Source organism: Maricaulis salignorans (assembly GCF_900103475.1).
Classification (GTDB): Bacteria; Pseudomonadota; Alphaproteobacteria; order Caulobacterales; family Maricaulaceae; genus Maricaulis; species Maricaulis salignorans.
In genome coordinates this window covers 114,045-134,922 of sequence record NZ_FNHG01000001.1, presented here as the reverse complement: position 1 = coordinate 134,922, position 20,878 = coordinate 114,045, and the positions used below count along the sequence as shown (strand labels likewise).

18 protein-coding genes and 1 tRNA gene are annotated in these 20,878 nt (G+C 63.3%); 14 read left to right on the top strand and 5 right to left on the bottom strand.

Translation table 11 applies throughout. The features are described 5' to 3' along the window. Positions 1-48 precede the first annotated feature (48 nt). Together fsa and BLT42_RS00660 are read left to right on the top strand one after the other, a co-directional pair. Positions 49-699, top strand: coding sequence for a fructose-6-phosphate aldolase (gene fsa, locus BLT42_RS00665; RefSeq protein WP_091765195.1), 651 nt, complete (start codon positions 49-51; stop codon positions 697-699). A gap of 168 nt (positions 700-867) precedes the next feature. Beyond that, a complete protein-coding gene (locus BLT42_RS00660; protein ID WP_091765843.1) occupies positions 868-2,991 on the top strand; it encodes a DEAD/DEAH box helicase in 2,124 nt (707 codons plus the stop codon). A 50-nt stretch (positions 2,992-3,041) separates the two neighbouring features. Here the strand turns inward: BLT42_RS00660 and BLT42_RS00655 are convergent, their stop codons facing one another. Then, positions 3,042-4,292, bottom strand: a complete 1,251-nt coding sequence (locus BLT42_RS00655) for an MFS transporter (RefSeq protein ID WP_233342233.1) — start codon at positions 4,290-4,292, stop codon at positions 3,042-3,044. A 283-nt stretch (positions 4,293-4,575) separates the two neighbouring features. Here BLT42_RS00655 and moaA point away from each other — a divergent pair, with 283 nt between their 5' ends. Genes moaA through BLT42_RS00625 form a run of 6 tightly spaced genes read left to right on the top strand, consistent with a single transcriptional unit; the run spans position 4,576 to position 8,507 of the window. Then, positions 4,576-5,598: a GTP 3',8-cyclase MoaA gene (gene moaA / locus BLT42_RS00650; protein WP_176780203.1), complete on the top strand. Its 1,023-nt coding sequence runs from the start codon at positions 4,576-4,578 to the stop codon at positions 5,596-5,598. A 3-nt stretch (positions 5,599-5,601) separates the two neighbouring features. Then, complete coding sequence (locus tag BLT42_RS00645; RefSeq protein ID WP_091765181.1) at positions 5,602-5,850, top strand: MoaD/ThiS family protein; 249 nt, start codon at positions 5,602-5,604, stop codon at positions 5,848-5,850. Positions 5,851-5,853: 3 nt separating this feature from the next. Beyond that, positions 5,854-6,324 carry a molybdenum cofactor biosynthesis protein MoaE gene (locus tag BLT42_RS00640; protein ID WP_091765178.1) on the top strand — a complete coding sequence of 157 codons (471 nt, stop codon included), beginning with the start codon at positions 5,854-5,856 and terminating at the stop codon, positions 6,322-6,324. Beyond that, a complete protein-coding gene (locus tag BLT42_RS00635; protein ID WP_091765175.1) occupies positions 6,321-6,836 on the top strand; it encodes a molybdenum cofactor synthesis domain-containing protein in 516 nt (171 codons plus the stop codon). Before BLT42_RS00640 ends, BLT42_RS00635 begins: the two co-directional genes overlap by 4 nt. Before the next feature lie 2 nt (positions 6,837-6,838). Beyond that, the gene (gene moaC, locus BLT42_RS00630; protein ID WP_091765172.1) at positions 6,839-7,321 is read left to right on the top strand and encodes a cyclic pyranopterin monophosphate synthase MoaC; all 483 of its coding nucleotides are present in this window, start codon (positions 6,839-6,841) and stop codon (positions 7,319-7,321) included. Further along, the gene (locus BLT42_RS00625; RefSeq protein ID WP_091765169.1) at positions 7,314-8,507 is read left to right on the top strand and encodes a molybdopterin molybdotransferase MoeA; all 1,194 of its coding nucleotides are present in this window, start codon (positions 7,314-7,316) and stop codon (positions 8,505-8,507) included. The genes moaC and BLT42_RS00625 overlap by 8 nt, the downstream gene beginning before the upstream one ends. Before the next feature lie 9 nt (positions 8,508-8,516). Here BLT42_RS00625 and selD read toward each other — a convergent pair whose 3' ends face one another. Further along, positions 8,517-9,569, bottom strand: coding sequence for a selenide, water dikinase SelD (gene selD / locus BLT42_RS00620; protein WP_091765166.1), 1,053 nt, complete (start codon positions 9,567-9,569; stop codon positions 8,517-8,519). 71 nt (positions 9,570-9,640) lie between these two features. Between selD and mnmH the strand changes: the two genes are divergently transcribed. Beyond that, positions 9,641-10,702, top strand: a complete 1,062-nt coding sequence (gene mnmH, locus BLT42_RS00615; RefSeq protein ID WP_091765163.1) for a tRNA 2-selenouridine(34) synthase MnmH — start codon at positions 9,641-9,643, stop codon at positions 10,700-10,702. A 9-nt stretch (positions 10,703-10,711) separates the two neighbouring features. Here mnmH and BLT42_RS00610 read toward each other — a convergent pair whose 3' ends face one another. After that, a complete protein-coding gene (locus BLT42_RS00610; protein WP_091765160.1) occupies positions 10,712-12,589 on the bottom strand; it encodes an acetyl-CoA hydrolase/transferase C-terminal domain-containing protein in 1,878 nt (625 codons plus the stop codon). A gap of 262 nt (positions 12,590-12,851) precedes the next feature. On the opposite strand from BLT42_RS00610, the gene BLT42_RS00605 reads away from it, so the two are divergent. Together BLT42_RS00605 and BLT42_RS00600 are read left to right on the top strand one after the other, a co-directional pair. Beyond that, complete coding sequence (locus BLT42_RS00605; protein ID WP_091765157.1) at positions 12,852-14,522, top strand: sensor histidine kinase; 1,671 nt, start codon at positions 12,852-12,854, stop codon at positions 14,520-14,522. Beyond that, entirely contained in the window at positions 14,503-15,270 is a 768-nt protein-coding gene (locus BLT42_RS00600) for a LytR/AlgR family response regulator transcription factor (protein ID WP_176780181.1), read from the top strand. Before BLT42_RS00605 ends, BLT42_RS00600 begins: the two co-directional genes overlap by 20 nt. An 82-nt stretch (positions 15,271-15,352) precedes the next feature. On the opposite strand, the gene BLT42_RS00595 is transcribed toward BLT42_RS00600, so the two are convergent. Next, a complete protein-coding gene (locus BLT42_RS00595) occupies positions 15,353-18,439 on the bottom strand; it encodes a TonB-dependent receptor domain-containing protein (RefSeq protein ID WP_091765153.1) in 3,087 nt (1,028 codons plus the stop codon). Between the two features lie 406 nt (positions 18,440-18,845). Further along, a tRNA-Ser gene (locus tag BLT42_RS00590) sits at positions 18,846-18,933 on the bottom strand. A 256-nt stretch (positions 18,934-19,189) separates the two neighbouring features. Here BLT42_RS00590 and BLT42_RS00585 point away from each other — a divergent pair. From BLT42_RS00585 to BLT42_RS00575, 3 genes are all read left to right on the top strand, one after another. Next, entirely contained in the window at positions 19,190-19,876 is a 687-nt protein-coding gene (locus BLT42_RS00585) for a 50S ribosomal protein L21 (protein WP_091765149.1), read from the top strand. Between the two features lie 2 nt (positions 19,877-19,878). Next, on the top strand, positions 19,879-20,148 hold the full coding sequence (rpmA, locus tag BLT42_RS00580; protein ID WP_091765146.1) for a 50S ribosomal protein L27: 270 nt from the start codon (positions 19,879-19,881) through the stop codon (positions 20,146-20,148). 121 nt (positions 20,149-20,269) lie between these two features. Continuing rightward, on the top strand, positions 20,270-20,815 hold the full coding sequence (locus BLT42_RS00575; protein WP_176780180.1) for a GNAT family N-acetyltransferase: 546 nt from the start codon (positions 20,270-20,272) through the stop codon (positions 20,813-20,815). The last annotated feature ends 63 nt before the right edge of the window (positions 20,816-20,878 follow it).

Genomic DNA, 20,878 nt, shown 5'->3' with positions numbered 1-20,878 from the left:
CATCTCGCCATTTTGTGCGAGCCAGCGATCTGCCAGGGTGATGCCGTCATGAAATTCTTTATCGATACCGCCGAAACAGCTGAAATCCGCGAACTGGCGACCACAGGCCTTGTCGACGGCATCACGACAAACCCCTCGCTGATCAAGCAATCCGGCCGGGACTTCGTGGAGGTCATCGCCGAGATTTGCGACATCATTCCCGGACCGGTGTCCGCCGAAGTCGTGGCGCTGGATGCCGAAGGCATGCTGCGCGAGGGCCGGCGACTTGCCGCAATTGCCGGCAATGTCACCGTCAAACTGCCGCTGACCTGGGACGGGCTGAAAGCCTGCCGTGGCCTGAGTGATGAAGGTATAGCGACCAATGTCACGCTGTGCTTCTCGGCCAATCAGGCCCTGCTCGCGGCAAAGGCCGGAGCGCGCTTCATCTCGCCTTTCATCGGCCGACTCGACGATCTCGGTGTTGACGGTATGGACTTGATCCACAAGATCCGCGCGATTTACGACATTTATGGCTTCGAGACCGAAATCCTCGCCGCCTCTATCCGCTCGGCCGCCCATGTTGAGGCCTGCGCGCTGGCCGGTGCCGATGTCGCGACGATTCCACCGAAAGTACTCAAATCCCTGTCGCAGCACACGCTGACCGACAAGGGCCTGGCCAGCTTCCTCGCCGACTGGGACGCCACCGGCCAGAGGATCTGACCACCCCCGCTCTGCTGCACCGCAATATAACAAGGTGCATAACCGGACCTGCCATGTTACGGGGCGCTGACGCGTCACCCGAATATCGGACCAGTCGGCCGAGCCAGTTAGCTGGCATCATGAGGCATGATCTGGAGCAAACACGCGCCCGGATTGGAAGAATACCTCATGACACTGAACACCCGAATTGCGCCGGCATTGGCCCGCGCGCTTGAAAAGAAGGGTTTTGCCACCCTCACAGAAGTCCAGGAATCGGTGCTCGCACCGGAAGCCGATGGCGCCGACCTCCTGGTCTCGGCCCAGACCGGCTCTGGCAAGACGGCCGCATTCGGCATGGCCATCGCCCCGACCCTGCTCGGCGAGGCCGAACGTTTCGAACGCGGCGCCGAACCGATGGCCCTCGTCGTCGCCCCGACGCGCGAACTGGCCCTGCAGGTCCAGCGCGAACTGGTCTGGCTCTATGGCGAGACCGGCGCCCGCGTCGTCACCTGCGTCGGCGGCATGGATACACGGACCGAACGCCGCGCGCTTGAAGCCGGATGCCACATCGTCGTCGGCACACCCGGCCGTCTGCGCGACCATATCGAACGCGGTGCGCTCGACCTGTCCTCCTTGCGCGCCGTGGTGCTCGACGAAGCCGATGAAATGCTCGATTTCGGCTTCCGCGAAGACCTCGAATATATTCTCGATGCCGCACCGGCGAGCCGCCGCACGCTGATGTTCTCGGCCACCGTCCCGCGCTCGATTGCCGATATGGCCAAGCGCTATCAGCGCAATGCCGTGCGCATCTCCACGGTCTCGGAACGCGCCCAGCACAGCGATATCGAATACAAGGCGCTCTCGGTTGCGCCCAGCGATCGCGAACACGCCATCATCAATGTCCTGCGTTTCTATGACGCCCCGAGCGCCATCGTTTTCTGCGCCACACGCGAAGCGGTCAACCGGCTGTCCAGCCGTTTCGGCAATCGCGGCTTTGCCGTCGTCGCCCTGTCCGGCGAACTGAGCCAGAAAGACCGCACCTCGGCGCTGCAGGCCATGCGCGATGGTCGCGCACGCGTCTGTGTCGCAACCGACGTCGCCGCACGCGGTATCGACCTGCCGGGTCTCGAACTGGTGATCCATGCCGATCTGCCGACCAATAGCGACACCCTGCTGCACCGCTCGGGCCGTACTGGCCGGGCTGGTCAGAAAGGCACATGCGTCCTGATCGTGCCTCATACCCGCCGCGGCCGTGCCCAGCGCCTGCTGCGCGATGGCAAGATCCAGGCTGAATGGGGCAATGCGCCCAGCCTGGAAGACATTACGGCGAAAGACCGCGAGCGCGTCATGTCCGACCCGTCGCTGTCGGAGACCTATGACGAGGCCGCCCTCGCCATGGCCCAGGAACTGCTCGCCCGCTATCCGGCCGAACAGATTGCCGCCGCCTTCCTCAATCGCCGGCAGGCCGATATGCCGTCCGCCGAGGAATTGATCGAAAATCCCGGCACCTATTCCAATGACGGCCCGGGCGCACCGGAAAAGCGCCGCGAGCCGTTTGGCGACAGCGTCTGGTACCGTCTCACCGCGGGCCGCAAACATCGCGCCGAACCGCGCTGGATCCTGCCGCTGATCTGCCGTCTTGGCCATATCACCAAGCGCGAAATCGGGGCGATCCAGATCGGCGAGGAAGAAAGCCGGTTCGAGATCCTGGCCTCGGAGTCTGATCGCTTCATGGAAGCGGTGCAGAAAGCCGGTGGTGGCGAGAAGTCGATCCGCATCACCCGTGATGAGGGCGGTGCAGACGCACCGCTCGACCGCCCACGCACCCCGCGCCAGCCGGCCGCCTATACCGGCCGTCCGAAACCGGCTCGCGATGGCGAGGGCGGCGGCAATTTCACACCGCGTCCGAAACCCTATGCCGGCAAGTCCGACAAACCCTATCAGGGCAAGTCACAGGATGATGCAGCCTTCACCGCGCCCTATGCACCGAAGGCCAAATCGCGCGCCAGCGACGGCGACAAACCCTACACACCCAAGCCCCGAAAGGCTGATGGCGACAAGCCTTTCGCACCGAAAGGCAAGCCTCGTGCGGCCGAGGGCGGTGCGCCGTTCAAGCCGCGCAGCAAACCGTTCAGCGCGGATCGCAAGCCCGGCGCCAAGGCCGGCACGCCACGTCCGAGCAAGCCCTGGGATCCGGCCGTTGTCGCCTCGGCCCCGGTCAAGCGCCGCTCGCCAACCGAGAGCCCGGCTCCGGGCGGTCCCGATCACGCGCTGAAGAAGACCAAGAAGAAAGCCAAGCCGTCCGAAGAGTAGTCGCGTCGGACCTGCGGGCGATGGCGGACAACCGTCATCGCCCGCCGGGTCTATTCTTCGTCCGCCGGTTTCAACTCGTCAGTCTTGGACAAGTCCGGGAAGAGCTTGAACCAGCTGGCCGCCGTGATCAGCGCCAGAACGCCGCCCATCAACACCGCACCGACCGGGCCGAGAAAGCGCGCCGCAACGCCGGATTCAAACTCGCCCAGCTCATTTGACGCCGAGATAAACATGAACTCGACCGCCGAGACGCGGCCGCGCATGCTTTGCGGCGTCGAGAGCTGAATGATGGACTGGCGGATATAAACCGAGATCATGTCGGCGGCGCCGGTAATCGCCAGCATGGCCATCGACAGGATGATCAGGGTGGAGAGTGCAAACCCGATCATGGCGACGCCATAAACCGCGATCGCCCCGAGCATCCAGCCGCCAACATGGCGCGTCAGCGGACGGGTCGCCAGCATGAAGGCGACAATCGCCGCACCAATCGCCGGCGCTGTCCGCAACAGGCCAAGCCCGACAGTATCGGTGTGTAGAATATCGCGCGCGAAGACCGGCAATAGCGCGGTCACACCGCCAAACAGAACCACAATCAGATCCAGCGAAATCGCGCCCAGCACGATGCGGTTATTGCGCACATAGCGCAGGCCCTCGACGATCAGGGCGCGGCCGTTGACGCCGCGGACATGTTCGTGCTGCGGCGTGCGAGCCGTCGCGATGGCATAGATCGAGATGACCGTCAGGACAAAACCGGTGACATAAACCGTCGCCGGACCGGCGATATAGAGCAGACCGGCGATCGCCGGGCCGATGATCGCCGCACCCTGAAAGCCCAGTGAATTCCAGGCGATCGCCTGCCGCAATTCATCGCGCGGGATCAGGCGCGCAAACAATGCACTGGCAGCGGCTGGCGAAAACGCATGCATCACGCCCATCGCCAGCGAGGTCAGATAGATCATCCACAATGCCGTCGGGCCCGCGAAAAAGGGACTCGCCGCAAGCACCAGCATGCACAGGCCCCGGCCGATATTGCTGACCACCAGGATCATCTTGCGATCGAGCCTGTCGGCTGCCTGCCCGCCAACCAGCGAAAGCAGCAGGACCGGTGCAAATTGCGCCAGCCCGACCAGACCCAGCATCAGGGCCGATTCCTCGACCGAACGGGTTTCGCGCGCGATGTCATAAACCTGCCAGCCAATCGCCACCGCCATCATCTGGCGAGCCGCTGAATTGGCCTGTCGCATGATCCAGTAACGTAGGAAGGCATCATGCCGGAAGACGGCAATGGATGGCAGCAACACGGTACAATCCCCCCGGAAATCGAGGCCGCGACGCGTAGCGCGGCAGCCAATATGGTGAGCCATACACAGAGCCGCCGTGAAGCGAAAATCGAAACTGGCTCTTCGCTGCGATACCTGACAGACCACGTCGCGCATCACAATCACGCCACTGGCGTATCTGCGCATTCGCGCACCATCACGCTTCGCGCTAGACTGCGACCACACGCCGCTTCGCCACGTGGCGATTTTTGATGTTTATCAAGCCGGCAAGTTTGCCGCGACAGGGGTTTTTGTGGACGGTTCGATTTCAAACGCTGCCAGCACCGCCGCAGGCCAGCGCCCGCTGATCGATCATTTCGGGCGGCACATCACCTATCTGCGCCTCTCGGTGACGGATCGCTGCGACCTGCGCTGCGTCTATTGCATGAAGGCGCGGCCGGATTTTCTGCCAAAATCGGAATTGCTCACGCTGGAAGAATTGACCCAGCTGAGCGATGCCTTCATCCGCCGCGGCGTCACCAAAATCCGTGTCACGGGCGGCGAGCCGCTGGTGCGGCGCGACGTGATGACCTTGATCGAAAACCTCGGCACCCGGCTCAGTACGACCGGGCTGGAGGAGATCTGCCTGACCACCAATGCGACGCAGCTGCCGCGCTTTGCAAGGGATCTCGTCGCCGCCGGTGTCAAACGGATCAATGTCTCGCTCGACACGCTCGACGCGGCGACTTTCGCACGCCTGACCCGCGGCGGCCGGATTGCCGACACGCTGGCGGGAATTGACGCGGCCGATGCAGCCGGTCTCAAGATCAAGATCAATACGGTCGCCCTCAAGGATGATAACGAACATTCCCTGCGCGAGCTGATCGCCTGGGCCCATGGCCGCGGTTTCGATCTGACGCTGATCGAGATCATGCCGCTGGGCGAGGTCGATGCGGCGCGTTCGGATCAATTCCTGTCGCTGGCCCAGGTCAAGGCCGATCTGGAAAAGGGCTGGACCCTGACGCCGCTGACCGACAATACCGGCGGCCCGGCGCGCTATCACCGCGTCGAGGAGACCGGCGGCCGGCTTGGCCTGATCACGCCCCTGACCGAAAATTTCTGCGCCGGCTGCAACCGGGTCCGCCTGACCTGCACCGGCCAGCTCTATATGTGTCTGGGCCGCAATGGCCGGCTCGATCTGCGCGCGGCCTTGCGCGAGGGCGGGCTTGATGCGGTCGACGCCCTGCTCGACGAAGCCATGGCGCTGAAGCCGCAGGCGCATGATTTCGATGTCTCCGCCGGGGCTGAAGCCGCAGTTGGCCGCACCATGGCCCATACCGGAGGCTGATCCATGGCCCTGACAATCCGCTATTTCGCCGCCCTGCGAGACAGGATGGGCACCGCCGAATCGGTCGTCGACCACATGCCCGGCATTAATGGTGGCGGCCTCGCCGAATGGCTGATTGCCCGCGATCCGGCAGCAGAAGCGCTCGCCCATCCTTCGGTGCGCCTGATCATCAATGACGAGATCGCGCCGCGCAGCCAAGCCCTCCAGGATGGCGACACCATCGCCTTCTGCCCGCCCTTTTCAGGGGGCTAGACGGTGGCGGTTTCAGTGAAGGTCCAGACGGAACGCTTCGATGCCGGAGCATTGCTCGATGCGCTGACAGGCCGGGATTCCAGCTGCGGCGCTGTGGCCAGCTTTACCGGCCAGGTGCGCGGCGGCGATGATCTGGTCGCGCTCGAGCTGGAGCATTATCCCGGCGTCACCGAGCAGGCGCTCGGTCGCATCGCCGATGAGGCCGTGCGGCGCTGGTCGCTGGGCGAGGCGGTGATCATCCATCGGGTCGGCAGGATGGCGGTTGGCGAGCCGATCGTCTTCGTCGGCGCCTCGGCACCACACCGCCGCGCCGCCCTTGAGGCGACCAGCTTCATGATCGATATTCTCAAGACCCAGGCGCCGTTCTGGAAACGCGAACACACCAGCAGCGGCTCGCACTGGGTCGAACCACGCCCCGGCGATGATGAAGCCGCATCGGCCTGGCTGGCCGGCGAGAAGGAAAGCACAGCATGAGCGCCATTCCAGACATGATCGGCTTTGCCGTCATGACCGTCTCCGACAGCCGCGACAGCAAGACCGACAAGACCGGCCCCTGGCTGCGCGAACAGATCTCTGCCGAAGGCCATGCCGTCATCGACCATGCCATCGTGGCCGATGAAATCGACGCCATCCAGAACCAGCTACAGGCCTGGATCGCCGATCCTGCCATCCATGCCGTCATCGCCACCGGCGGCACCGGCCTGACCGGCCGCGATGTCACACCTGAAGCTTTCAAACCGCTCTATGACAAGGAGATGGACGGGTTTTCTGCCGTCTATCACCAGGTCAGCTTCCGCTCGGTCGGCGTCTCCACCATCCAGTCACGCGCCACGGCCGGGATTGCCGGCGGCACCTATCTCTTCGCCATTCCCGGCTCGATGGGCGGCTGCAAGGATGTCTGGAACCATATTCTCAAGGACGAATTCGACCGCACCCACCGGCCGTGCAATCTGGTCGACCTCCTGCCCCGCCTGACGGAGCGCTGACGATGAGCGCCAAACTTACGCACCAGGATGATGATGGCCGCATCCGCATGGTCGATGTCGGCGACAAGGACGAAACCACCCGCCGTGCCGTCGCGACGGGGCGCATCACGATGAGCCAGACCGCCTATCAGGCGATCCGCGATGGCCAGGGCCCCAAGGGCGATGCGCTCAAGACGGCGGAGCTGGCCGGCATCATGGCGGCCAAGAAAACCTCGGACCTGATCCCGCTCTGCCACCCGCTGCCCATCACCCAGGCCAAGGTCGCGATCAGCGCGAGCGACGAGATATCGGGCTTCATTATCCGCGCCGAGGTCTCGACGCGCGGCCGGACCGGGGTCGAGATGGAGGCGCTGACGGCAGTGTCTGTCACCGCGCTGACGATTTACGACATGGCCAAGGCGCTCGATAAGTCCATGCGCATTTCCGACATCGTGCTGGAAGAGAAAACGGGCGGAAAATCCGGAGATTATCAACGCGATGACTGACATCATGATCTCCGTCGAGGCGGCCCGCGCCCGCATCGCGGCGGCGCTGCTGCCGCTGGAGGCCGAGCCCTGCACGCTGATCGATGCGCCTGGCCGCACCCTCGCCGACCCTGTCATCGCCGTACTGACCCAACCACCGTTCGCGGCGTCGGCGATGGATGGCTATGCAATCCATTCAAGCGATCTCGGCGACACACCCAAGCGTCTGGCGCTTCAGGGCGAATCTGCGGCCGGGCACGGTTTCGATCTGGCCTTGAAGCCCGGCCACGCCATCCGGATCTCGACCGGCGCGCCGATGCCGCAGGGCGCTGACCAGGTGGTGATGCAGGAGCGGGTCGTGCGCGACGGCAACCACATCACCCTCGACGACACGCCGCGCCCAAACTCCAATGTTCGCGGCGCGGGGATTGATTTCAGTGCCGGCGATATCCTGCTGCCGTCGGGCATATTGTTGAGCCCCGACGCGGTCGCCCTCGCCGCCGGTGCCGGCATGACAGGCCTCACCGTCCATCGCCGTCCGCGCGTCGGCATATTGTCGACCGGCGACGAACTGGTCGAGCCGGGCCAGACGCCGGGGCCACACCAGATCATCAATTCCATCGCCTGGGGTCTGGACGGGCTGGTGCGCCAATGGGGCGGCGAGCCGGTCTATCTGGGCATTGCCCGCGACAGCAAGGCCGATGTCCGCGCCAAGCTGGAGGCGGCGCGCGGGCTCGACCTGATCGTGACCATTGGCGGCGCCTCGGTCGGTGATCATGATCATCTGCGCCAGGTCTTCAACGCCATGGGCGGCCAGCTGGAATTCGGCAAGATCGCGGTCAAGCCGGGCAAGCCAAGCTGGTTCGGACGGCTGGACGAGACCGCTTTCCTGGGTCTGCCCGGCAATCCGGTCTCATCGCTGGTGATGGCGCGGCTGCTGCTGCAACCAGCTCTGGCCATTCTGAGCGGGCGGCCGGAATCACTGGAGTTTGCCACCGTCATGCTCGGCGAGGATCTGGCGGCCAATGGCATGCGTGAGAACTTCGTCCGCGCCCGCATCGACTGCCAGACCGGCCGCGTTCATCCGCTCGGCAATCAGGACTCCTCGGCCTTGTCGGCGCTGGTGCATTCGAATGCACTGATCCGGCGCGAAGTCGAAGCGCCTGCAGCGCGGGCCGGCGAGACAACGCAAATCCTGCCACTCTGACGGTCAGGATCAGACCAGCGAGATCCCCGGCTTGCCGGCCTCAGTCCGCCCGATCACGGCCGCGGCCTCATGGCCGTGGCGAGTAAACAGCGCCAGCACTTCGTCGGCACGCTCCGGCGCGCAGGAGACCAGAAGCCCGCCACTGGTCTGCGGATCGCAGAGCAGATCGCGCTCGGCATCGGGCCAGCCGTCCGGCGCCGTCACGAAATCACCGACCGACGCCCAGACCCTCACCGATGCGCCCGTGCGCACCCCGTCCTCGGCCAGTCGCCGCGCGCCAGCGAAAACCGGCACCGCATCGCGCGTCAGCACGGCGGCGACGCCGCTGCCCTCACACATTTCGCGCAAATGCCCGAGCAGGCCGAAACCGGTGACATCAGTGACGGCATGCACACCATCAATTCCGGCCAGATCCGTGCCGGGCCGGTTGAGCAATGTCGTCGAGGCGATCATCTCGGCCTGGTCTTCCGGTGAAATAATGCCACGCTTCATGGCCGCGCTATAAATGCCGATCCCGAGCGGCTTGCCGAGAATGAGGACATCGCCGGGCTTGGCTCCGGCATTGGTCAGCATGCGGTCGGGATGGACAATTCCCAGCGCCACCAGGCCGTAGAAGGGTTCGGCCGCATCGATCGAATGCCCGCCGGCAATCGGTGCGCCTGCCGCCTCGGCGACCGAGCGGCCGCCATTGAGAATGGTACGGATCGTCTCCAGCGGCAGCTTGCCAACCGGCATGCCGACGATCGCCAGGCAGAAGATCGGCCGCGCGCCCATGGCGTAGATATCGGAGAGGGCATTGGTTGCAGCGATACGGCCGAAATCAAACGGGTCATCGACGATCGGGGTGAAGAAATCCGTCGTCGCGACAATCGCCAGATCATCGCCCAGACGATAGACCGCTGCATCATCGCGCGTCGCCGCATCGACGATCAGTTCGGCCGGCATGGCAAGGCCCGGCGTGCGCTCGATAATCTGGTTGAGCACCGATGGATCGAGCTTGCAGCCGCAACCGCCGCCGTGCGCCAGACTTGTCAGCAGGGGCGGCGTCGTGAGATCGGTCATGGGAATTCCTGGCAAATGGCATGACTGTCGCCATGTCCGGTGGGATTGATCGAGTGGAGTATACTGCGCCCATGCCCGATTATGCGATGCTCGATGACACGGATACCGCCAGCCTGGCCGGTTTCGACCTGATCGTCGATGTCCGTTCGCCGGGGGAATTTGCCGAGGACCATCTGCCCGGTGCCATCAATCTGCCAGTGCTGAGCGATGACGAACGCGTGCGCGTCGGCACGATCTACAAACAGGTCTCCACCTTCGATGCCCGCCGCGAAGGCGCGGCCCTGGTGACCCGCAATATCGGCCATCATCTCGAAACCGCGCTGGCCGGCCTGCCGCGCAAATCGAAGGTCCTCCTCTATTGCTGGCGCGGCGGCATGCGTTCGCGTTCGATGGCGCTGGTCCTGTCGGCGGTGGGCTGGAAGGTCTCGCTGCTGCGCGGTGGCTATCGTACCTGGCGGCGCGAAGTGGTGGCACAGCTGGAGCACTCAGAGGCGTCCCTGCCCTTCATCCTGATCGACGGCCAGACCGGCACGGCCAAGACCGCCATCCTGCTCGAGCTCGCGGCCAGAGGCGCCCAGATCCTCGACCTGGAGGGCCTTGCCTGCCATCGCGGCTCGGCCTTCGGGGATTTCGCCGACATTGCGCAACCGAGCCAGAAACGCTTCGAAACCCTGATCTGGGAGCAATTGCGCGGCATGGATCTGAGCCGGCCGATCTATCTCGAGGCCGAATCCAACATGGTCGGGCGCCGGCACATCCCGACGCGCATCTGGACCGCAATGAAAGCCGCGCCGCGTATCGCCATCTCGGCTCCGGTGCCGGCGCGCGCGCGATATCTGGTTGAGGCCTATCCCGACCTGGTCTCGGACACCGTCAAGCTGAACGCCTCGCTTGACCAGCTCGCCAGCCGCCACGCCAAAACCCGGATCGCCGAATGGCGCGCACTGCATGCCGCCGGCGATTATCGCGAACTGGCCGGCCAGCTGATCACAGCCCATTACGACGCCGCCTATAATCGCGCCCGCGCGCATCACGGCGAGGATCCAGTCGTGACCCTGCGCAGCGAAACACTCGATGTGGCCGCGATTGGCGAACTGGCCGACGCCATTCTCGCAGCAAAGGTGAAGCCCTGATCGAGGCGATCAGTCCTGGGCTGCCTCGTGCAGCGCCGCTGCCAGCATCCAGCGATAAAACCTGTCCTTGAAGGATGATGGCCGTTCCAGCCCCATCCGCTCCAGCGCGGCCTGATCAACACTGCCCCTTGCCGACAGCCGGGCACCGCTCCAGGCAAGACGCAGGAGAGAGCCCAGCGAGGCCGACGCATTCTTCAACCGCTCCAGCGCCGGCAGGAGGCGCTGCTCGACCTCCGTGAAATCCGTGCCGAAGGGAAAATCAGGCAGATGCCCGGCGGCGCGCGCCGGGGCGAGCGTGGCGCGGATCCGCTCGGGCGTGTTGTTGCGATAGCCGGCAGGAATTTCATAATCTGCGGCGATCTTGCCCGCCTGTTTTGCGGCCGCCAGCAAGTCACCCTGAAACCGGCTATCAGCGATATTGATCAACTCGGCGACGACATCGGCATCGGATTTCCCGCGTAGATCGGCAATTCCGTATTCGGTGATGACGATATCGCGGCGATGGCGCGGGATCGTGTTGTGAGGGTAGGACCAGACGATATTCGACACCGTCTTGCCGCGCGAGGTCCGCACCGCATTGATGGTGATGATGAAGCGCGCCCCGTCCAGGGCAAAGGCCTGTTCGGCAAAGTCGAACTGACCGCCGACGCCGCTCACCACCTGGCCGTCACCGGTCGCATCGGAGACGACGGCGCCGAGCAGGGTCACCATCATGGCGCTATTGATGAAGCGCGCGTCGGTGCGCGCCCGCCGGCGCTCATCAACACCGCCATAGAGCGTATTGGTGAAACTGACTGGCCGCATCTCGAAGCGTTGTCGCCGGTCCTCCGGCATGGTGCGCAGGGCCGTGTAGAAATCGCGGCATTCCAGGAAGAAGGCCGCATGCAGCACGGCGCCATCAACCTCGCGCTTGAGCACATCCGCCTTTTCCAGCTGCAGGAATCCATCGGTCAGCATTTCGCTGGCGCCATAGAGACCGGCTTCGAAGGGCTTGTCCTCGCAGGCCAGGGCCTCACAATCGCCGGCATGCAAGGCCGCGGAGAGCGGCGCGAAAACGTCATTTTGCGTCTGGCGCAGGATCAGCCCCTGGGCGACAGCATCGCCGACGGCGCCGATACCAATCTGCAAGGTCCCGCCATCGGGCACCAGGCGTGCCGCCTGCAGGCCGATCGCCTGGTCGGCCAGGCTGACCGGGCGTTTCGGCGCCGAGAACAGCTCGAAATCCGTCGCTTCGCTATCGAGCATATGCGCGAATTCATGCGCGTCCACCAAAGCAGATTGGCCGCCCATAAAGGGCATTTGCGAATTGACCTGGCCGACCAGCATGAAGTCGGCCCGCCCCTCAGCCCGCGCCTTGAGCAGGTCAGGCGTGATGTCGGGATTACTGCCCAGGCTGTAGAGCGGCCCGGCATCACCCGCCTGTTTCGCCACCAGCTGGCCGACGACATTGACGCCGCGATCGAGGATATAGCTCTGGGCATCGGTATAATTGGCGCAGATATAATTCTGCTGCGCCCGCGCCACGCCGCGCCAGCGCCCGGCGAGGAAGAAGAATTCATCGACCCGGATATTGGCCGGCAGCGAACCATCGCGCAGCGCCGCCGCATAGCTCAAAGGCGGATAGGCGCCGAACAGCCGCTCCATCGCCGGTTCAAGAAAGCGCCGCTCCAGCCCGTTGCCGAGGGCCGGCGTTTCCAGCGTCAGCGCCGTAAAAATGGTCAGATCGAGGGCGGGGTCGGCCATCGCCCGCGCCACCAGCGCATTGACGACATGATTGGGTTTGCCCAGCCCCAGCGGCAGGGCCAGCACAATCCGGCGCCCGACCGCGGCGATAATCGCGTCGGCAATCGAATCCACGCTGTCATGGTGCTGTGGTCTGGCTGGCATGGCATGTCCTCAAACAAAACCGGTAGACCTGACGAGTCTAGCCCAGCCCGCCGGGGCAGGCCATGCGGCCAAAGCGGTACAGGAACAGGGCGATCTGGACAGGCCATAACGCCTGCCGCGGTTTGGACACTCTGTTCGATCCGGCCACCGGACATACCGCCCGGCCAAAGGCAGCGGAACGCGACGAACGGCCCGGTTCTGCCGCTGAATGACACGCGTTTTGATTTTCTACGCGGCAGGGAGCCGCTAGTCTGTCCCGGTTATGCTTAGATCGCTCAAAGAATCCGCACCGCAGGGACTGACCGCCCTGCGGAGCGCCAACCAACACCTGATCATTGTGCTGGCCGTGTTCTGGGGGGTCGCCGCCTTCCTGTCCCTGGTCATGAACTGGACCCAGTTCTCGGCGTCCCCGACCATGCTGATCAGGCTGTTGCCGGTTTCGCTCGCAGGCGGGTTTCTCTGCTATCTGCTGGCCGAACTCATTCGCCGCACCCGGGGCCAAGCCTGGCCCAAACGGCTTTCAGCGACCGCGCTGGGCGTCTGCGTCGCGGCCCTGGTCTATTCCATTGTCAGACTGACTTTCCTGGCCGAGAACGCCGTGGGCGAATTTGATCGCGGGATGCTCGGCCGGGTTGGCCAGCAATGGCTGACCGAGGTCGGGCTGTTTGCCGCCTGGTGTGGGCTGGCGCTGCTGCTTGGCCGCCGTGATGATGCAGCCGCAACATCCAACCGCCCTGCGATGGCGAGCCGCCGCTCACGGATTCATCGGATGCTGAATTCGACCGACCTGCCCGCCCCGCTGATGACGGGGCGCAATGACGGAATAAACCCGTCCACGCTGTGGCGCTTTCAGCTGGCCTTCTGGCTCTGCAATCTGTTCTTCACCTTCCTCTCCAGCGTCGCCGTCGTCGAGGAACTTTCCAACCTCTGGCGAAATGTCATCATCGAGAGCAGTGGCTTGGCGGTGACAATTCTGATTCATGTCGCCGTGCTGCGGCCGACGCGTCAGCTTGATCTGCCGATCCGTTTCGGCCTGGCCCTGGGCAGTTCGATGCTCGCGACCTGTTTCTACATCGTCGTCATGTGGCTGATGTGGTTCGAGGTCTTTCCTGCCGGCTTCAGCATCAACGGGCTGGAACCTCGTGGCTGGGCGGGGCTGACGGCCATCGCGCCGCGATGGTTTGTGTTCAACATGCCGATCTTCATCGCCTGGTCCGCGATCTATCTGGTCCTTGAATCCTTCGGTCGAATCCGCGCCCAGGAACGCCAGATTTTCGATTCCGCGGTCCTCGCCCAGGAAGCCCAATTGAAGATGCTGCGCTTTCAGTTGAACCCCCATTTCCTGTTCAACACGATCAACGCCATCTCTTCCCTGGTGATCGACAATCGCAATGACGAGGCCGAAACCATGCTGGGCCGGCTGAGCGGGTTTCTGCGCTTTGCCCTGCAGACCTCGCCAAACGACCAGGTCACCCTGCAACAGGAACTGGAAGCCCAGGCGCTCTATCTTGCCATTGAGAAAGCGCGCTTCGACAGCCGGCTTGAGGTCGAGCACGAGATTGAACCCGGGGTGCAGCGGGCGCTCCTGCCCTCACTGATCCTGCAGCCGGTACTGGAAAACTCGGTCAAATACGCCGTCTCGCGGTCACGCTCCCGCGTGAAAGTCCTCATTCGCGCCCGCAGACTGGGCGACGACCTGCTGGTGGAAATCCTCGATAGCGGTGGCCCCGGGATGCCGCCCTCTGAAAGCACCGGCGTGGGCCTGGCCAATATCCGGGCCCGGCTCGACGTCCTGTACGGCGAACGGGCACAGCTTGAAGCTGGCCCAGTCGACACCGGGGGGTTTGCTGTGCGCATTCGCCTGCCGATCGAGCTGGCGCCTGAAGATGATGACGCGGGAGGAGACGCCAAACATGCGCATTTTGATCGTTGACGACGAGCGGCTGGCATCGCGCCGCCTGGAAATTCTCCTGGCCCGGCGGCCACAATACGAGGTGGTCGGCGTGGCCCGCGATGGCGAGGAAGCGCTCCAGGCCATCGAACAGCACCGTCCGGATGTCGTCCTGCTCGACATTCACATGCCCGGCACAGACGGGATCCTGGTATCGCGAAAACTCGCCGGGCCGGATTCGCCCGCAGTGATTTTCGTGACCGCGTTTGAACACCATGCGGCCGACGCCTTTGAATCGGCCGCCATCGACTATTTGCTGAAACCGGTCAGCCCCGAACGGCTCGACACCGCCCTCGCCCGCGTCCGCAATCTGATCTACCTCAAGGACGCGCAATCACGGGTTGGCGAACTGGAATCGGTCGTGGCTGCGCTGCGCGGCGGCGATGATGGAAGCCAGGAAGTCATCTGGGTCCGGAGCCGCGAAGGCATGGTTCGCATCCCGAAGCGGACGATCGACTGGGTGGAGGCCGAGGGTGATTATGTGCGCCTCCATTGCCGGGAAAAATCCTGGCTGCACCGCGAGACTCTCTCGGCGATGGGGAAGACCCTGGGCGACCGCCTCTTCATACGGGTTCACCGCTCGGCGATCGTCAACAAGCGGCGCATTGTCCTGTCGTCAACGACCGGGACCGGTGGCCGTATTGTCCGGCTGGATACCGGGGCGGAAGTGCGCGTCGGCCGCTCCTATGGCGGGGCCCTGCGTGAAGCCCTCGACCAGGGCACGGACTGACCGGGCGCCGCTATTTCATCTGATCCGGGCATAAAAAAGGGCGGCAAACCCAAGGTTTGCCGCCCTTCTCATAGTCATGCCCCTAGTAGCGCAGAGCGATCTGGCCAAAGAAGCGGCGGCCGACAACGTCATAGAGTGACGGATCGGTACCGGACTGGACATTGGGTGCATATTCCGGCGGCTGCTCGTCGAACAGATTGTTCACACCGAACCGGATCGTGGCATTGTCGGTGATATTCCAGGTGCCGGCGGCATCCCAGTACCAGACCGAATCGGCCCCGGTGAAGCTGGTCTCGACCGGGAAGATCACGCTGGCCCGATTATCCATCGACGCGATGTATTGTGCGCGGACATCAAAGGCGAAGTCCGACACGCTCCAGCGCGTATTCCAGACGGCCTTCCATTCGGGGAAGGACGTGCCCAGGCCTTCACCAAAGAAGGACACTGTGCCGGCGAAATCCAGATCCGGAAGCGTGTCCAGGTCTTGCTGACGCCATTCCATCAGATGGGTGAGCATCAGGCTGGTGGTGACCGAACCGGTCCAGGACGGCGCGCCGAGCCATTCCGGGTCGAAACCCCAGCCGAGCGCGAGATCGAAGCCGGAAGCCTGTTGCGAACCACCATTCACGCCCGGGAACAGCCCGTTCGGATCATTGACATAATTGATCCCGAGAATATCGCCCCCGAAGCGCACGATCCCGGCGCAGGAGTCACGGTTCACATCATAGCTCGGATTGGTCCCATAGTAGTTGTAGCAATCCGCAATCAACTGATTCACCCCCGGCGCAAGGATCGGCGAGGAAATGTCGATCTGCCAGTAGTCGATCGTGCCCTGGAAACGGTCCAGCCAACGATTGGATACAGGGGACGAGAAGACCGCACCAATGGTGAAGGTATTCGCGGATTCCGGATCCAGATCCGTATTGCCTGTGGTGGTCACGGACGCCTGGGTGCCAGGGGTCTGGACATAGGCATCCGGAGACGCAACGCCCGTGGCCGCGCACAAGGCCCGCATCTCGGTCGCGTCTGGACCGGAACGCTGGTCACCGGTGATCGAGCACGGGTCGAAATACTGCGGCGCACCACCGCCACCACCGAACAGCTCACCAAAGTTCGGCGCGCGCACGGAGTGCTGGTAGGAGGCCCGGAAGCGTGCATAGTCCAGCGGCTCCCAGCTCAGCTCGGCCTTGTAGGCCGGGTCGTTCGAGCCACCGATGGCACCGGAAATGCCATCGCGGAACTCACTGCGCGAAACCCGGTAGCCCAGACTCAGGTCAACCGGACCGAACGGCGCGTCATCACCGGCAAGCGGGATCAGCGCCTCCCCGAAAATGTCTTCGAAGCTGTTCGTGCCGGAATTCGGACTCGCAGCATTGAAGCCCGAGATCGGCCCGCCGCCTGCACCCGGGTCATAGTCGAATTCGAATCCGCGATATTCGGCACCGAGAACCAGTGAAACCGGGCCGGCCGGCATGTCAAAGGCGTCACCCGTGACATAGACCTGACCCACCGTTTGCGAGAATTCGGTCGTCGCCGTCGTCGCGACTTCCAGATACGAGACACACGCGGCAGAGAGTGGCTGACGCCCGAACGGGTTGAACCCGCCAGCGCAGGTGCTGTCGCCGCCGTCGGCAGCTTCCAGAAGGATCTGCAGACGATCGGTATCGATATTCCCCTGCTGGGTTTCCTGGATCTCGGTATCACCCCGCGAAATATACGCATGCCACGTCCAGTCGCTGGAGCCGATCGGTCCGTCCGCACCGAAGCTGTAGCTGGTCACCGTGTTCTCATAGTTCGACTGGCGCAAACCGGCAGAGAGCGTCCGCTGGCGCATCATGAACGGCTCGGTCGCACCCGATCCAACCAGGTTCGGGTCATCGCCGGTCCGGCTCGCCAGAATGCTGGCCAAATCGGTCGGAATGAACGGGTTCGTCGTCGGAATGATCAGCTGGAAGGAAACCGTACGCCCAGGCTCGACGAGGGCGGAAACCGCCTGGGTCGGCGTGTTTTCACCCGGAGCACGGATGCTCACGGTCGGAATCGGGGTCGGCGCCAGGGCTGCCGCCGACGAATAATCCGTCCAGGCGACATTCGCGAATACATTCACGCCATTATCCAGGTCGTAGTCGGCCCGGGCCATGAAGCTGTCGCGCTCCATTGGCAGGGTGAGCAGGTTCACGAAGTCAAAATTGTAGGAATAGGCATCAGGAAAGATGTTCTGATTGACGTTGCCGTCGATATCATAACGGAAATTTTCGACGTCTGATGGATGATTGAAAATCCCCGCAGAGAACATCGTACCGTCCAGGTTGAAACCGAACCGGTTTCCGGCGCTCACATCAGCCGCATCAACGCCATAGCCAGCGAAGACAGCGTCAACGGCCGCTTCTGTCGGACCATTTGCGCCAAACAGCAGCGAGCCGGCCGGGAAGAAGCTGGTGGTGGATGTCGCCTGTTCGGCAAAAGGCCGCTGGCTTTTGATCATCCCCTGACGGACCGACCGATCGAAAGCCAGGACGGCATTGCCCCGGCCATTGTCGATATTGCCACCAATCACCAGAGACACGCCGTACTCCTCGGCATCCCAGTATTCGGTGGAATTTTCATAGGTGAAGCGCAAGTCCACGCCTTCAAAATCATCCTGCAGGATGACATTGACCGCGCCGGCCACGGCGTCGGCACCATAGACCGCCCCGGCTCCGCCGGTTGCGACTTCGATCCGGTCCACCAGAGCGGCAGGAATGATATTGAGGTCAACAGTCAGGCCTGCGCTGGACGGCATCGCCCGGCGGCCATCAACCAGCACGATGTTCCGGTTGGCGCCAAAGCCACGCAGATCGATATTCGCCTGCCCATTATTCCCCGGATTGTTGGACGTTGTGGTGCCAGCCGGATTCACCTGCGGCAGCGTGTTGAGATAGGTGTCCAGCGTAATGTCCGCATTGGCGACCACCTGTTCGCCGGTCACAGAAACCAGCGGGCTGTCAGCAACATAGTCCTGGCGGGCGATGCGCGAACCGGTAATGATGACAACATCATTATCCTCCGCCGCGCCGTCCTGCGCCGCCACGGGTGCTGTCAGGGCACCGAGCCCCGCCAGCATCGTCGCTCCGAGCAGAGCGGATCGTCCCAGACCGCTCCGGATTGATCTGAATCCTAGATTTTTCATGCCGTTTTGCTCCTCGGCTTGGATTTCCCTCGCATGCGGCAAGCCACACGCCTTTGCCGGCGCACGATCGCGCACCGAAACCCGATAAGGAGCGCTGCGGGTCAGGAAGGGGAGTCGTATTCGGTGGGCTGCATGGCGGGGGGATAAACGGCAGGAAGTCGATGAATGGGGCCGTTTCAGCGACCAACAGCGGTACGACGCGCGGCGGCGGCCAGGGTCCGAGGTAGAGACGACCGGATGCAAGCGATCATGTGGCCGAACCGGGTGCCACTCCCGGCAAAACACACATGTCGGCCCATGCAACAATCGGCGGCACACTGGGCGCCTCTTCAGAATGCTGGAGACAGACGTCCTGCCGCTCGCGGCGTGGAGACTTGCGTGTGGGCGATCATGTGTCGGAGGACAATGGCGGAGAGGGAGGGATTCGAACCCCCGGAACCTTGCGGTTCAACGGTTTTCGAGACCGCCCCAATCGACCACTCTGGCACCTCTCCGCGGGGAGGCGCTTTCTGTACCAGCCCGATGACAAAATCAAGAGGCGGAAACCGCCAATGCCAGCAGGCCTGTCGCTGTGCCCGGCGTTGACTCTGCGCGTGGCATGCGTATAACGCCCGCTCCTGTCTGTGCGGTTCGCCGTTCGGGCGGGTATTTGTTGAAACAACGCCCCGGGGATACGGGGTGAAGAAAAAGAGCCACGCCAATGCCGGAAAAACCGGTGAGGGACGTTGCTGAACAAAGGAAACCGAGATCATGTTTGCAGTGATCAAGACCGGCGGTAAGCAGTACCGCGTTGCAGCCGGCGACGAGATTCGTATCGAAAAGCTGGAAGGCCAGCCTGGTGACACGCTGTCACTCGGTCCTGTGCTGATGCTGGGCAGTGATGAAGGTGTGACCGTCGGTTCACCTGTAATCGACGGCGCCCAGGTGATCGGTGAATTGCTGGACACCAACCGTGCCCGCAAGATCATCGTCTTCAAAAAGCGCCGCCGTAAAAATTACCGCCGCACCCAGGGCCACCGCCAGTGGGGCACGATCGTGCGCATCGCCGAAATCGTGATGCCAGGCGCCAAGGCCAAGACGGCCCTGAAGACCACGACCGCGGCTCCGGCCGAAGTCGAGGCTCCAAAGGCTGCACCCAAGGCGAAGGCGGCCCCGAAAGCTGCTGCGCCGAAAAAGGCTGAAGCTGCTGCCAAGCCGGCCGCGCCCAAGAAGGCCGCTGCCAAGAAGGCTGCACCAGCTGCCAATGACGACCTGACCCAGCTGACGGGCGTTGGTCCGGCTCTGGCCAAGACACTGAATGAAGCCGGTGTGACGTCCTTCGCGCAAGTTGCGGCCTGGACGGCAGCCGACATGGAAGCCCTTGGCGTCACTGCCAAGGCTGAGAAAAATGGCTGGATCGAAGCGGCCAAAGCGCTCGCTTCCGGAACGGAGGGCTAACAATGGCTCATAAAAAAGCAGGCGGTTCATCCCGTAACGGTCGCGACTCCGCAGGTCGCCGCCTTGGCGTCAAGAAATACGGTGGCCAGGTGGTCATTCCGGGTAACATCATCATGCGTCAGCGCGGCACCAAGGTGAATCCGGGCGCCAATGTCGGCATGGGCAAGGATCATACCCTGTTCGCGCTTGTCGAAGGCCGTGTGGCTTTCACCAAGAAAGCCAACAACAAGGCCTATGTATCGGTTCAGCCGATGGCAGACGCCGCCGAATAAACGGTTCGCACATATCGAGCCGTTCGCTGTTACCAGCGGGGCTCGACAGCGCGATAGCGCATCAGGGGAGACGGGTCACCGTCTCCCCTTTTGTTTGCCTCCCCGCCGCCCAATGGAGACCATGATGGGTCCGCGGATCGAAACGACGAGATTGCTGCTGCGCCCGCCAGAGATGAGCGATGCGCCGGATATCGCGTGCCATGCAGGCGAATACGACATTGCAAAAATGACGATGATGATCCCGCACCCCTATCCGCTTCCGGCGGCAGAGATGTGGATCCTGATGCGCCTTGCCGGCTGGGATAGCTCCGCCAACCGCCACTTGATCGTCCAGACACAGGAGGCCGATGGCGGCGAAATGTGTGGCATGGCCGGGATTTTCCGGCGCTCGCCGGATAGCGAATGGGAAATCGGCTACTGGATTGCCAAACCCTTCTGGGGGCGTGGACTCGCCACGGAAGCGGGACAAGCCTTGATCGACTATGCCCGCACCGAATTGGCGGCCGAAACCGTGACAGCCGGCCATTATGACGACAATCCGGCTTCAGGCCGGGTACTGGAGAAGCTCGGGTTTCGCTATACCGGTAAAGCTTGCGAGGAATTCAGTCTCGGGCGCCTGGCAAAGGCGAACTGCCTGGGAATGACAATGGATCTGGTGACCGCCTGAAGCGGAACGCTGCAATGACGAGAAACGCTTATTTATGCCCGGGAAAGCGGTATAAGGGGCGCT

What these genes read in the sequence shown, in the direction of transcription:
- fsa (WP_091765195.1), top strand. Translation starts at nt 49, where the DNA reads ATGAAATTCTTTATCGATACCGCCGAAACAGCTGAAATCCGCGAACTG.
- BLT42_RS00660 (WP_091765843.1), top strand. Translation starts at nt 868, where the DNA reads ATGACACTGAACACCCGAATTGCGCCGGCATTGGCCCGCGCGCTTGAA.
- BLT42_RS00645 (WP_091765181.1), top strand. Translation starts at nt 5,602, where the DNA reads ATGGCCCTGACAATCCGCTATTTCGCCGCCCTGCGAGACAGGATGGGC.
- BLT42_RS00635 (WP_091765175.1), top strand. Translation starts at nt 6,321, where the DNA reads ATGAGCGCCATTCCAGACATGATCGGCTTTGCCGTCATGACCGTCTCC.
- moaC (WP_091765172.1), top strand. Translation starts at nt 6,839, where the DNA reads ATGAGCGCCAAACTTACGCACCAGGATGATGATGGCCGCATCCGCATG.
- BLT42_RS00625 (WP_091765169.1), top strand. Translation starts at nt 7,314, where the DNA reads ATGACTGACATCATGATCTCCGTCGAGGCGGCCCGCGCCCGCATCGCG.
- selD (WP_091765166.1), bottom strand. Translation starts at nt 9,569, where the DNA reads ATGACCGATCTCACGACGCCGCCCCTGCTGACAAGTCTGGCGCACGGC.
- mnmH (WP_091765163.1), top strand. Translation starts at nt 9,641, where the DNA reads ATGCCCGATTATGCGATGCTCGATGACACGGATACCGCCAGCCTGGCC.
- BLT42_RS00610 (WP_091765160.1), bottom strand. Translation starts at nt 12,589, where the DNA reads ATGCCAGCCAGACCACAGCACCATGACAGCGTGGATTCGATTGCCGAC.
- BLT42_RS00605 (WP_091765157.1), top strand. Translation starts at nt 12,852, where the DNA reads ATGCTTAGATCGCTCAAAGAATCCGCACCGCAGGGACTGACCGCCCTG.
- BLT42_RS00600 (WP_176780181.1), top strand. Translation starts at nt 14,503, where the DNA reads ATGCGCATTTTGATCGTTGACGACGAGCGGCTGGCATCGCGCCGCCTG.
- BLT42_RS00595 (WP_091765153.1), bottom strand. Translation starts at nt 18,439, where the DNA reads ATGAAAAATCTAGGATTCAGATCAATCCGGAGCGGTCTGGGACGATCC.
- BLT42_RS00585 (WP_091765149.1), top strand. Translation starts at nt 19,190, where the DNA reads ATGTTTGCAGTGATCAAGACCGGCGGTAAGCAGTACCGCGTTGCAGCC.
- rpmA (WP_091765146.1), top strand. Translation starts at nt 19,879, where the DNA reads ATGGCTCATAAAAAAGCAGGCGGTTCATCCCGTAACGGTCGCGACTCC.
- BLT42_RS00575 (WP_176780180.1), top strand. Translation starts at nt 20,270, where the DNA reads ATGATGGGTCCGCGGATCGAAACGACGAGATTGCTGCTGCGCCCGCCA.